Origin of the sequence: Bradyrhizobium sp. PMVTL-01, from assembly GCF_051861855.1 — a bacterium.
Taxonomy (GTDB): domain Bacteria; phylum Pseudomonadota; class Alphaproteobacteria; order Rhizobiales; family Xanthobacteraceae; genus Bradyrhizobium.
In genome coordinates, this window is sequence record NZ_CP193982.1 from 6,535,143 (window position 1) to 6,547,468 (window position 12,326).

Annotated in this window: 12 protein-coding genes; 7 read left to right on the top strand and 5 right to left on the bottom strand. The window is 64.4% G+C overall.

Annotated elements, in window-relative coordinates:
• Positions 1-4: 4 nt before the first annotated feature.
• Genes ACRQ5Q_RS31580 through ACRQ5Q_RS31595 form a run of 4 tightly spaced genes read right to left on the bottom strand, consistent with a single transcriptional unit; the run spans position 5 to position 3,609 of the window.
• Positions 5-325, bottom strand: coding sequence for a 4Fe-4S binding protein (locus tag ACRQ5Q_RS31580; RefSeq protein WP_439393849.1), 321 nt, complete (start codon positions 323-325; stop codon positions 5-7).
• The gene (locus ACRQ5Q_RS31585) at positions 322-1,950 is read right to left on the bottom strand and encodes an FAD-dependent oxidoreductase (protein WP_439393850.1); all 1,629 of its coding nucleotides are present in this window, start codon (positions 1,948-1,950) and stop codon (positions 322-324) included. Before ACRQ5Q_RS31585 ends, ACRQ5Q_RS31580 begins: the two co-directional genes overlap by 4 nt.
• Positions 1,951-1,991: 41 nt before the next feature.
• Entirely contained in the window at positions 1,992-2,243 is a 252-nt protein-coding gene (locus ACRQ5Q_RS31590; RefSeq protein ID WP_439393852.1) for a hypothetical protein, read from the bottom strand.
• Between the two features lie 46 nt (positions 2,244-2,289).
• The gene (locus ACRQ5Q_RS31595) at positions 2,290-3,609 is read right to left on the bottom strand and encodes an O-acetylhomoserine aminocarboxypropyltransferase/cysteine synthase family protein (protein ID WP_439393854.1); all 1,320 of its coding nucleotides are present in this window, start codon (positions 3,607-3,609) and stop codon (positions 2,290-2,292) included.
• Positions 3,610-4,090: 481 nt separating this feature from the next.
• On the opposite strand from ACRQ5Q_RS31595, the gene ACRQ5Q_RS31600 reads away from it, so the two are divergent.
• Both ACRQ5Q_RS31600 and ACRQ5Q_RS31605 read left to right on the top strand, forming a co-directional pair.
• Positions 4,091-5,056 carry an aliphatic sulfonate ABC transporter substrate-binding protein gene (locus tag ACRQ5Q_RS31600; RefSeq protein ID WP_439393856.1) on the top strand — a complete coding sequence of 322 codons (966 nt, stop codon included), beginning with the start codon at positions 4,091-4,093 and terminating at the stop codon, positions 5,054-5,056.
• A 42-nt stretch (positions 5,057-5,098) separates the two neighbouring features.
• Positions 5,099-6,439 (top strand): LLM class flavin-dependent oxidoreductase, encoded by a 1,341-nt coding sequence (locus ACRQ5Q_RS31605; RefSeq protein WP_439393858.1) that lies wholly within the window; start codon positions 5,099-5,101, stop codon positions 6,437-6,439.
• A 1-nt stretch (position 6,440) separates the two neighbouring features.
• Here ACRQ5Q_RS31605 and ACRQ5Q_RS31610 read toward each other — a convergent pair whose 3' ends face one another.
• Positions 6,441-7,532 carry an LLM class flavin-dependent oxidoreductase gene (locus tag ACRQ5Q_RS31610; RefSeq protein WP_439393860.1) on the bottom strand — a complete coding sequence of 364 codons (1,092 nt, stop codon included), beginning with the start codon at positions 7,530-7,532 and terminating at the stop codon, positions 6,441-6,443.
• A gap of 388 nt (positions 7,533-7,920) precedes the next feature.
• Here ACRQ5Q_RS31610 and ACRQ5Q_RS31615 point away from each other — a divergent pair, with 388 nt between their 5' ends.
• Genes ACRQ5Q_RS31615 through ACRQ5Q_RS31635 form a run of 5 tightly spaced genes read left to right on the top strand, consistent with a single transcriptional unit; the run spans position 7,921 to position 12,291 of the window.
• Positions 7,921-8,670 (top strand): ABC transporter permease subunit, encoded by a 750-nt coding sequence (locus tag ACRQ5Q_RS31615; RefSeq protein ID WP_439399914.1) that lies wholly within the window; start codon positions 7,921-7,923, stop codon positions 8,668-8,670.
• On the top strand, positions 8,667-9,395 hold the full coding sequence (locus ACRQ5Q_RS31620; protein WP_439393862.1) for an ABC transporter ATP-binding protein: 729 nt from the start codon (positions 8,667-8,669) through the stop codon (positions 9,393-9,395). The genes ACRQ5Q_RS31615 and ACRQ5Q_RS31620 overlap by 4 nt, the downstream gene beginning before the upstream one ends.
• Before the next feature lie 17 nt (positions 9,396-9,412).
• Positions 9,413-10,417: an NrtA/SsuA/CpmA family ABC transporter substrate-binding protein gene (locus ACRQ5Q_RS31625; RefSeq protein WP_439393864.1), complete on the top strand. Its 1,005-nt coding sequence runs from the start codon at positions 9,413-9,415 to the stop codon at positions 10,415-10,417.
• Positions 10,418-10,439: 22 nt separating this feature from the next.
• Positions 10,440-11,672: an acyl-CoA dehydrogenase gene (locus ACRQ5Q_RS31630; protein ID WP_439399915.1), complete on the top strand. Its 1,233-nt coding sequence runs from the start codon at positions 10,440-10,442 to the stop codon at positions 11,670-11,672.
• 46 nt (positions 11,673-11,718) lie between these two features.
• Positions 11,719-12,291, top strand: a complete 573-nt coding sequence (locus ACRQ5Q_RS31635; protein WP_439393866.1) for a flavin reductase family protein — start codon at positions 11,719-11,721, stop codon at positions 12,289-12,291.
• Positions 12,292-12,326 lie beyond the last annotated feature (35 nt).

The following is a 12,326-nucleotide window of genomic DNA, read 5'->3' on the forward strand; positions in this document are numbered from 1 at the left end:
ATTTTCAATGGCCGAACAGCCGGAAGCTTCGATCCGCCGCCCGCAGGTGGCGGCTGTCCTCGACCCAACCCACCGCTCGCCTATAACTGCCCAGCAGGGTCGCCTCCTTCAACGCCGCGACGTCGACCGCTTGGGGCACATCGGCGAACGGCGAGACGAACAGCGCATCCTCGGGACAATAGAGCTCGCACAGGAAGCAGGTCTGGCAATCGCTCTGGCGCGCGATCCTGGGAATGCCGTCGGTCTTGTCGAAGACATTGGTCGGGCACACGCTCACGCAGATGTCGCAGGCCGTGCACTGTTCCGCATCGATGACCTCGATCATTCCGCGGCCTCCGCATATTGCTTAGACGCCAACGGGCGCGCCGATGTCCAGACGTCGTCAAGCCCGCCGGTCGTCACGAAATGGAGGTAACTGTCGTCCTGTTCGGGGTAGTCGTCGCGACGGTGCATGCCCCGGCTTTCCTGACGCGCCAGGGCGCTGCGATACATCCAGCGTGCGGTCGCCAGCATGGCAGCCGCTTCGCGTACACGCAGCAGTTCCTGCTCGTCCGGCGCATCGGCGGCGGAGGCATCCGACCACAACGCATCCAGCCGGCGGAGCGACTCGTCCAGTCGCCCGGCCTCGCGGAAGTAGTTCAGCTCGTAGGGGAACACCTCGTCCTGAACGCTCCGCGCGAGCGCGCCGCCCTGCAATGGCCGACCATTGCCGGAGCGCAGACCAACAGTGCCGCGCCGGAAAGCCTGACGCCCGATGGTTGCGCCCAATTGTCGCGTGAATTCCGCGGCGCCCTGGCCTGCCCAGTACCCCGAGGACATCGCCCAGGCGGCGTTGTGGCTGCCGCCACCGGTGAAGCCGCCGCAGATCAGTTCGCGCGTCGCGGCATCGCCTGCGGCGTAGAGACCCGGCACGGTGGTCGCGCAGCTGTCGTCGATGATCCGCAGGCCCCCCGTGCCGCGAACGGTCCCCTCGAGGCGCAACGTGATCGGAAAACGTTGCGTGAAGGGATCGATTCCGGTGCGATCGAACGGAAGAAAGAAGTTCGGCTGGGACGCGCGCATGTGCCGCCGGGTCTCGCCGTCGGCCTGGTCAAGCTGCGCGTATACGGGGCCCTTGCGGAGCGCGCGCGCGATCACCGAGCGTCCGCCCTTCGAGGATGCCCCCGGGATGACGCTGCCCTCTTCATCGGTGAAGCTCGCCCAGCTGTAGAACAGGGTCTTGGTCACCGATCCGAACGCCGGCGAGATGGCGTAGGCGTTGGAGAACTCCATGCTGGTGAATTCCGCACCTGCTTCCCCGGCAAGAAGATAGCCGTCGCCGGTCAGCACGTTCGAACCGAGTGTCTTGCTGAGGAACGCGCATCCGCCGGTGGCGATCACCACGGCCTTGGCGTTCACGACCCAGCGGTCTCCTTTTTGCCGGCGCAAGCCTGCCGCACCGGCCACGACGCCATTCCCGTCGACCAGCAGCTCCAGCGCCGGCGAATGATCGAGGATGGTCACGCCGGCCTGCTTGGTCCGCTTGCGCATGAGGCGCATATATTCCGGGCCCTGGAGCGAATTTCGCTGCGGCCTGCCGTCGTCATCGCTGGGGTAAGGATAGCCCCAATCAGCAAGCCGGTTGCTCTGGGCATAGGTCTGGTCCAGCACGCGCGCCATCCAGCGGCGATCCTGGAGATATCCGCCCAGCTTTTCGCGGCTGGCCATCGCGGCCTCGCGGCGTTCGGGATTTGGGTCGACGTACCACACACCCGTGCCGGCCGCCGCCGTCGCGCCGGAGGTGCCGCAAAAACCCTTGTCCGCGAGCACGACGCGGGCGCCATGCTCGGCGGCACTGACCGCAGCCCATGTGCCGGCAGGACCACCGCCGAGCACCAGCACGTCAGCGTCGAACACGACTGATCCTGCCGAACTCGACAGTTTCTCGGCACGACCAGGTGAGTTTGTCATCGCTCGTCTCCGGATTGAAGCTGTTCGTTTGATTCAGCCAGCTACCCGATACGGGCAACCAGGATATCGGCCGTTGAATCCGCGAATTCGGCGGACACATAGTAGAAGGCGACACGTTCCTGAACCGTCGCGACGCGCGGCTGATAGTTTGAACTCTCGGCGCCACGTCGATCCGGGCAGGACCGGCTGATCGCGCGGGCAAACTGCCGTGAGCCCGCAATCTCAGCAGCCTGCATCTCGCTTCCAGCCACGAACGCAAGGCTCATGTGGTCGACGTCGACGACATAGATCATGACGCGATGTCCCGCGCAGGGCGCTTGCCTGACTGCCGAATGCCTCTCAGGCCGCCTTGCGCGCACCGGCGTCGGCCTGCGCCAGCGCCTGACCGAGATCCGCCAGGATATCGTCGGAATGCTCGATCCCGACGGACAGACGAACGTAGCCGGGTGTGACGCCGGCAGCGAGCTGCTCGGCTGCGGTCAGTTGCTGATGCGTCGTCGAGGCCGGGTGGATTGCCAGCGAGCGGGCGTCGCCGATATTGGCGACGTGATAGAACAGCTTTAGCGCATCGATGAAGCGACGGCCGGCCTCGATGCCCCCTTTAAGCTCGAAGCCGACCAGCCCGCCAAAGCCGCCCTTCAGATAAGCGTCCGCCCTGCGCCGGTTCTCCCCGCTTTGCAGGCCGGGGAAGATCACGTTCGAGACCGAGCTGTGCTTGGCCAGGAAGTTCGCGACCTTCACCGCGTTCTCGTTGTGCTGGCGGATGCGCAGCGGCAAGGTCTCGAGACCCTGGATGAATTGGAAGGCATTTTGTGGTGCGATCGACGCGCCAAGGTCACGCAGCAGCTTGACGCGGGCGCGCAGGATATAGGCGATCGGACCAAGCGGCTTGGCCGCCTCGGTCCAGATCGCACCGTGATAGGCCTCGTCAGGTTTGTTCAGCAGCGGGAAGCGCTCGGCATGCGCGGTCCAATCGAAATTGCCGCCGTCGACGATGGCGCCACCGATCGCGGTGCCATGGCCGCCGATATACTTGGTCGTGGAATAGACCACCACCGCTGCGCCGTGCTCGAACGGGCGCGCGATCAGCGGCGAGGCCGTGTTGTCGAGAATGAGCGGCACGCCCAGCGAGCGGCCGATATCCGCGACCTCCTTGATCGGGAACACGTTCAGCTTGGGATTCGGCAGCGTCTCGCCGAAATAGGCCCGCGTCTTTGCGTCGGTCGCGCGGCGGAAGTTTTCGGGATCGGCAGGATCGACGAACCGCACCTCGATGCCGAACTGCTTCAGGGTTTGCGAGAGCAGCGTCCAGGTTCCGCCGTAGAGGTCGGTCGAGGACACGATGTTGTCGCCGGCCTGCGCGATGTTGAAGATCGCGAAGGCGGAGGCAGTTTGTCCCGAGGCGACTGCAAGGGCGGCCGCCCCACCCTCCAATGCGGCAAGCCGCGTCTCGAACGCCTCCTGCGTCGGATTGCCGATGCGGGTATAGATCGGGCCCAGTTGCTCCAGCGCGAACAGGCGCGAGGCGTGATCGGTGTTCTCGAACTGGAATGACGTGGTCTGATAGATCGGAACCGCTACGGCGCCAGTCGCGGGATCGGTGCGGTACGATCCGCCATGCAACGCGAGTGTCTCGAAGTTCCGCGTCTCCAAGGCCATCTGCAATTCCCCTATCATCTCGAGAGCGCGCATCGTGCGCGGCAAGCCATGCTTGGCGACGAAAATGATGCGGTCGGATTCTGCCTCTGTCGAGCGGTTCAGGAAAATAGCGATGCGCGTGCTGCTACGTCATCGCCGCGCAACGCGTTTGTTTCCACGCCCTCACTGAATTGGAAACAAACTCGCTCTGGCAAAATACCAATAACGGTCACGCGCAGCGGATCTGCTTCGCAATAGGCAATCGGCCCCGGTCATGACGAGACCGCGCGAGCTGGGCTTCAACACCTTCAACTCGACCCCGTCCAGCCATAACAGGGCTGGAGAAACTCCGTTCTCAGATTGAAGCCGACTGGAGAATGTTCGTGCCGCGCGGAGCGATACCTTGAAATTGCAAGGTGGCGTCGATTGCCGGCACATTGCGGGCATACCGCCTTGTCCATATGAGCTGCTCAAGGCGGCTGAGCCCAAAGGATAGCCCTTCATGCCTCGCCCCATCTCCCGCCTGCGAACCCTCGCCGCGGTTGCGCTCGGCTTCTTCACCATGGCGTTCGTTCAGCCCGCGATGTCCGAGGAGCTTCGCATTGGCTATCAAAAATCCTCGACGCTGACGGCGATCCTGAAGACCAATGGCGAGCTGGAAAAGGCGCTCGCGCCACTTGGCGTCACCATCTCCTGGCACGAGTTCACCAGCGGCTTGCCCCTGCTCGAAGCCATCAACATCGGCAGCATCGATTTCGGCGCTGATGTCGCCGACACCGTGCCGATCTTTGCGCAGGCCGCCGGCGCCAAGCTCGCTTATGTCGCCGAGGAAGCCGCCTCGCCGGCAGCGCAGGCGATCGTCGTTCCGCAGTCTACAACCATCAAGACCGTTGCCGATCTCAAGGGCAAGAAGATCGCGGTGACCAAGGGTGCCGGCAGCCACTATCTACTGCTTGCGGCGCTGGCGAAATCCGGGCTCAGCTTCAAGGACATCACGCCCGCCTATCTGACGCCGGCGGACGGCCGTGCGGCGTTTGTCAGCAACAATGTCGATGCCTGGGTCGCCTGGGATCCGTTCCTGACCAGCGCCCTGCATCAGACCAAGGGCCGCATCCTGTCCGACGGCAGTAACGGGCTCGCCAGCTACAAGCGTTACTATCTCGCCTCGGCCGCCTATGCGGACAAGCACGCCGAAGTGCTCAATGTGATCTTCGCAAAACTCTCCGCGACCGGAAAATGGGTGAAGGCCCAGCCGAAGGACGCCGCCACATTGCTGGCGGGCCTCTGGGGTATCGATGCGGCCATCGTCGAGGAAGCCAACAGCCATCGTTCCTATCAGGTGGGCGCGGTCACCGGAACGGGCCTGTCGGAGCAGCAGCGCATTGCGGACGCATTCCACGCCGAGGGTCTGATCCCCGTGAAGATCGACACCACGGCCATCAAGATCTGGTCCCCGAAGGGGTCCTGATCTCCACTACTGCGGCTTTGGCCGCCGACTTTCGGAATGCCCATGCCGCCACGCCAATTGCACCTGAACGTCAACCTGCTTCACTCCGGCGTCTATCCGTCGGCCTGGCGTCTGCCGGACAGCGATCCGCGCGCCTTCTTCGATCTCGGTCACTACGTGCGCGTGGCCCAGATTGCCGAGCGAGGGAAGTTCGACGCGATCTTCCTGGCGGACTCGCCGGCCGTGAACGACCGCATCGACTACCGGTCGTTCACATCATTGGAGCCGACCATCGTGCTGGCAACAGTTGCAGCCGCGACCCGGCACGTCGGCCTGATCGGCACGGTATCCACGACCTATAACGAACCCTACAATATCGCGCGCCGCTTCGTGACGCTCGACCACGCGAGCGGTGGCCGCTCGGGATGGAACGCGGTCACCACCGCAGATGCCGCTTCAAGCCGCAATTTCGGCCTCTCGGGTGCGGTGGAGCACAAGGCCCGCTACGAGCGGGCCAAGGAATTCACGGAGGTCGTCCACGCGCTGTTCGACAGTTGGGAGGACGACGCCTTCGTCGGCGACAAGGCCAGCGCGCAATTTGTCGACACGTCCAAAGTGCACCCGATCGCCCACCGCGGCCCGCATTATTCAGTCGCCGGCCCCCTGAACGTACCACGCTCGCCGCAGGGGCGACCGGTGACGGTGCAGGCGGGCGGCTCAAATGACGGCCGCGACTTCGCCGCCGCCTATGCGGAAGCCGTGTTCACACTGGCGCAGTCGATCGAGGAAGGCGTCGCCTACGCGCGCGATCTGCGCACGCGCGCTGCGGCTTACGGCCGCTCCGGTGATTCCATCGTGATTCTGCCGGGACTTGCGACCGTCATCGGCAGCACGGAAGCCGAAGCAAAACGGCGGCAGGATGAGCTTTGGGAACTGGTCCCGATCGAATACAGCCTGGCGCGTCTCGCCGGCACGCTTCAGATCGACCCTGCCCTGCTCGAACTCGACAAGCCGCTTCCCGATCCCTTGCCGCTTCCGGCGAATGCCAATCACACCATGTTCCAGGGCACCGTGAGCCTTGCCCGCCGCGGAAATCTCACTGTCCGCCAGTTGATCCGCGCGCTCGGCGGCGGCGTTGGCCATCGCATCATCGTCGGGACGCCGGAGCAGATCGCGGACGATATCGAGGCCTGGTTCAAAGCCGGTGCCGCGGACGGCTTCAACCTGATGCCGGATGTTCTGCCCACGGGCCTTGAGACCTTCGTCGATACCGTCGTGCCGATCTTGCAGAAGCGCGGGCTGTTCCGGACCGAATACGCTGGCACGACACTGCGCGATCATTTTGGCCTGCAGCGGCCGACCAGCCGCTTCGCCAAGCGGGCGCCGGAGGTTGCGCCCGCCTGACTTACCCGAGGGACTGGGCCAGCCTCTCGGAAGGCCCAGTCGATTGCCTCGCCCGCACACGGGGGATCACCTCGAGCGCAAATTGCCGCATCTCGGCCTCGAACGGCTGGAATTGCAGCATGAACAGCTCGATACCAGCGGCATGGAACGCTTCGATGCGTGCGGCGACCTCGTCGTAACTGCCGACCAGGCCCGCGGCCGTGCCGCCATTGCTGCCGACCCGCGGCGTCTTCTGCATGGTCTGCATCATCACCACCTTGGGGTCGGTGTTCTGCTTCTGGATCGCCTTCATCGGCGCGTCCTTGGCCGCAAGGCTGAGCAGCCGCTCATAGGCGACCTGCGCCTGCTCCCGGGTCTCGCGTGCCACGACGAAGGCGGACAGACCGAAGCGCAATGGCGGCGCTGAACCGCGCGGCCGCGCCGCGACATCCGCAATCAGGCCGGCCACATCTTCCAACGGTTGACCGTTGATGAACCAGACGTCGCCATGACCCGCAACCAGATCGCGTGCCGGCTCGGACTCGCCGCCGACATAGATGGCCGGACGCTTGCGGTAGAGGCTGGTCGGCCGCAGCGCATAGTCCGTGACGTTGAAGTGATCGCCTTTGTAGTTGAGGCGTTCACCCTCCATCAGGCGCGAGACGACGGAGATCCATTCCTTGCCGTAAGCATAGCGCGCATCGTGCTCGGGAAAGCCGATCCCCGCCTTCTCCAGCTCCGGACGATTCCAGGCATTGACCAGATTGATCGCAAACCGGCCGCGGCTGATGTTCTCGATGCCGAGCGCCAGCTTCGCCAGCACGACCGGGTGATAGAGATACGGCTTGATCGCGGCGATGATCTCGATGCGCTTGGTCAGCGCCGCAATCGCTGCGGCAGCGCTCCAGGCTTCGAGCTGATCGAGATCCTCCTGATGCGGATTGATCGTGTGCTGCGCGATCAGCGTCGAATCGTAGCCGAGCTCCTCGGCGGCAAGAATGAGATCACGATTGCGCTCCCAGGAGGCATCATAGGGCTCTTCCGGGTCCTGATGCGCCGCACGCGGGCCATGCACCAGCGCCCAGATGCCGAAGCGAAGAGGTCCAGTCGTCATCGTGCTCTCCCGTAACTCTCTCGACTTTGAGCGTTCTCGCCAATGGCTGGCGCAAGTTCAAGCAGACCTGCATCAAAAGATTTTATTTGTCGCGCATCCACGCTGCGACGACTGCAGATCACTCCGGATCTGACGACAATTGAAATACGGCTCTATTTCTGTCGGCCCGATTTCGTGGGACATTTTGTGGAGACGGCAGGTGATTGCCGTCACGCCTCCTGCATCAAATGCAGTGCGTGAAACGAGGTCTCGCGTCTTGAGCAATGTGGAACTGAGCGGCATCGACCGCACCGTGATCGGTGCGGACAGCGCGCAATCGTCGCAAAAAGGCGGCAACGCACTCGGTCCGACCGCAGCGAAAAGCAAGCTTGGCACGCGCGGCCTTCAGTTGCTGTCGTGGCTGGCGCCGGTGGTTCTGGTCGTCGTCTGGGAATGGCTGGCGCAGGCGGGATGGCTCTCGCCGCAAGTTCTGCCCGCACCGAGCAAGGTGATCAGCACGGCTCTCAAGCTTGCAACCACGGGCACTTTGCTCAACGATCTCGGTGTGAGCCTGCTAAGGGCGGCGGCGGGATTCGCGATCGGCACGGCCGTTGGTGGTGGCCTCGGCATTCTCGTCGGCTTCTCCCGCACCGCCGAAGCTCTGATCGACCGCAGCGTGCAGATGATCAGGGCCATCCCGTTTCTGGCAGCGCTCCCCCTGGTCATCGTCTGGCTTGGGGTCGGTGAGACGCAAAAAATCTTCCTTGTCGCACTGGGCGTCACCTTCCCGATCTACATCAACACGGTCCTCGGTATTCGCCAGGTCGACCCAAAGCTGCTCGAGCTCGGCCGCGTCCAGGGCCTGAGTTCCATTCAATTGATCCGCAGGATCATCCTTCCCGGCGCGTTGCCGTCGATCCTGACCGGCGTCCGCTATGCGCTGGCGACGGCATGGCTTGCGCTGGTCGTGGCCGAAACCATCGGCGCTCAGTCGGGCATCGGCTTTCTCGCCATGGACGCGCGTGAGTTCCTGCGCACCGACGTGATCGTGCTGACCATCGTGATCTATGCGCTCATTGGCGTCGCAGCCGATGGCATCGCTCGCTTCCTCGAACGGCGCCTGCTTGCCTGGCATCCGAACTACGGGGCTGCACGATGAACGCCCACGTGGCTCCACTGTCGCCCGCTCCATTTGAAGCCGGCCCCGCTGTCGTCGTCAGCAATCTCGTGCGCAGCTACGGCAGCCGCGTGGTCATCGAGAAGCTCAACCTGCGCATCGAACGGGGCGAGTTCGTTGCCTTGCTGGGCGAGAGTGGCTGCGGCAAGACCACATTGCTGCGGGCGCTTGCGGGTCTGGACTCCATCCAGGGCGGGCGCATCGCCGCGCCGCGGCGGCCGGCGGTAGTGTTCCAGGAGCACCGGCTCCTGCCCTGGGACAGTCTCTGGCGCAACGTCTCGCTTGGCCTGCAGGTGCCGGACGCCCGCGAACGCGCCGCCGAAGCGCTGACCGAGGTCGGCCTCGGCGACCGTCTCGACGACTGGCCGCGCAATCTTTCCGGCGGACAGGCCCAGCGCGTCGCGCTTGCCCGCGCGCTGGTCCAGCAGCCCGAGCTTCTGCTCCTCGACGAGCCGTTTGCCGCACTCGATGCGCTGACCCGCATCCGCATGCATGAGCTCGTCCGCGAGCTTGTCGCCAATCATCAGCCGGGCGTTCTACTCGTCACGCATGACGTCGACGAAGCGATTGCTCTGGCGGACCGCATCCTGGTGATGCGGAACGGCGCCATCGCCTACGAGCACCGCGCGGCGCGCAACGGCTCGACACCCATCTCGCGTCGCGAGCTCCTTGCCGAGCTCGGCGTGAATTCGCGCTCCACCCACTAATTCAACGGAAGGCCATCATGTCCGAATCTTCAATCGCCAAGCCGTCCCGCCGCAGCTTCCTCGGCACCGCGGCCTTCGGCGTGGGCGCCCTCGCCGGCCTGAACATCGGCGACTTTGCCGAGGCCGCAACTGGCCGTACGACCGACACCGTGCGCCTGACCTGGGGCATGAGCGGCCTCAATCTGATCGCCAAGGAACGCGGCGAGTTCGAGAAGGTGCTGGCCAAGGACGGTATCAAGGTCGAATGGCTCGGGCCTTTCCCGAACCACGCCCCGACCCTGCAGGCGGTAACCGGCGGCAGCGCCGATTTCAGCTTCGGCGGCAGCACGACACCGGCGCTGGCCGCCATCATCGCGGGCTCGCCGCTGGTGTTCACCCAGTTCGTGGTCTACGAGCCCCGCACCACGGCGATCATCGCCAAGGACGGCTCCGGCATCGACAAGATCGAGGATCTCGTCGGCAAGTCTGTCGCGGTGAACCGCTCCGGCCTCGGCGAGTTCCTGCTGGTCGCCGCGCTCGAGAAGCACAAGGTTGACCGCTCGGCGGTGAAATTCGTCTACCTCAATCCTCCGGATGCGGCGCCCGCACTCGCCTCGGGCAAGGTGGACGCATGGTCGATGTGGAGCCCCGGCGTCGACATCGCGCGGCTCGAATTCAAGGCGCACGACATCTTCCTTGAGGGTCGCGATCTCGACTTCCAGATCGACTACACGTCTTACCTCACCACCCGCAAATTCGCGGCCGACAACCCTGCCCTCGTCCGCGCCGTGAACGATGCGTTCCGCGCCGAAGGCAAGTGGATCTCTGAGAATGGGAAGGAGGCGGAGTACATCGCCCAGAAAGCCGGCAAGTACAGCGACGAGGTGCGCGACCAGTTCATCGCGCTGAAGCGCCAGTACCGCTACTTCGCCGTCAACGACGAGCGCTTCATCAGCGAGCTGCAAAAGGCCGCCGACTGGCTTGTCGCCCGCAAGGTTTTGCCCGAGCCGGTCAAGGTGACTGACCATCTCGCCCAGCTCTAAGAACGTGACCAACAGGCCAATGATGAACAAGACCGTATCCGCCCCCTCCCTCGGCACATCGGAGCCGCTCAAGACCGGCTCGCCGGAGCTGGAGGCGCTGCTCAACCAGATCGCCGAGGGCGCAAGCGCGCGGGAACGCGACCGCGTGCTACCCTTCGAGGTCATCGACCTCATCCGCCGCGCCCGCCTCGGTGCGTTGCGGCTTCCAGTGAGCGCCGGCGGCGCCGGCAGCACCATCCGCGATCTCTTCGCTTTCGTGATCCGCCTCGGCGAGGCCGACGCCAATGTCGCTCATATCCTGCGCAACCATTTCAGCGTGGTGGAGCGGCTGGTTCGCACGCCCAGGGACGAGCAGAGCCGCGACTGGCAGAAGGCGGTCGCCGAAGGCGCCATCATCGGGCTCGCCACCACCGAACTCGAAAGTCCCCGCGTCGGCAATGTCACGCCGGGTACGACCTTCACGCCCGACGGGCAGGGCGACTACCTGTTGAACGGCACCAAATACTACAGCACCGGCACGCTGTACTCGGATTACGTCCTCGTCCGCGCCGCCGATCCTGATGGCACCAGCGGCGCGACCATCGTTCCGATCAGGCGCGACGGCATCGAGCTGGTCGACGACTGGGATGGGCTCGGACAGCGGCTCACCGCAACCGGCACGACGCATTTCCGCAACGTCAAGGTCAAGCGCCAGGAGATCGTCTTCGACACCCCTGAGACGGGCTACGGCGTGCCTTACTCCAACACGTTCGCCCAGCTGTTCCTGACCGCGATCGTTGCCGGTATCGCGCGCGCGACCCTGCGTGACGCCACTGCGCTCGTCCATTCGCGCAAGCGCACCTTCTATTATGCGCCCGCCGAAGTTCCGACCGATGATCCCCTGCTTCAGCAGACCGTCGGCCAGATCGCCAGCGGCGCTTTCGCGGCTGAAACCGTGGTTCTGGCAGCTGCCGAGGCGCTCGACGTCGCGACCGATGCTTTCGACGCGGGCGCATCGAGCGCCGCGGAGGCCGCCCACACCGCCGCGCTGCTCTCGGCCAAGGCCAAGATCATCGCCGACGATTTCGCCATCCGCGGCGGCAGCCTGCTGTTCGACGTCGGCGGCGCGTCGGCGACCAAGAAGGTCACCAATTTCGACCGGCACTGGCGCAATGCGCGGACGCTGTCCTCGCACAATCCGACCACCTACAAGGCGCGCTCTATCGGTCAGTACGAAATCAGCGGCACGCCGTTGCCGGCGAAGGGCTTCTTCTAGGCAGATGGCGCCTTCATTCGACGGTCCGATGCAAGGAGAGACAGACATGGGAAGGTCGGACATCCATCTCGTCACTGACAGCAATGAGATCGAGCACCAGTTCCGCGCCGTGATGCGACGCCTCGCCGGCGGCGTCAGCATCATCACGGCCGGGCGCGATGACGACATCACGGGGATGACGGTCACGTCCCTGACCTCCCTGAGCGCGAGCCCGCCGCGTGTGCTGGTCAGCGTCAATCGGCAGGCCTCGTCTTTTGCCCCGATCGAGCGTCACAGGGTGTTCGGGGTCAACATCCTCGGATCCGACCAGCAAGAGCTCGCGAGCCGATTCAGCAATGGCAGGCTGAAGGGGGCCCAGCGCTATGACGGCATCGCCTGGACGGCCGGGCTATCCGGCGTCCCCCTGCTTGGCAATTCATTGGCGAGGATCGAGTGCCAGGTGGAGGAGATCATCGAGCGACACTCGCATGGGATCGTCGTCGGAAGTATCTTGAGCTTCGAACTGTCGCCCCAGCTGTCGGGACTGGTATACTGGAACGGTCAATACATCGAGATAAAGCACGATTTCGACCTAGATTTGCTCGCCGAGATCAGCATCCCCCTGGCGCATGTCAGGTAGGAGCGCTCCTGCAGCTTCTCGATCTCCGGCATAAA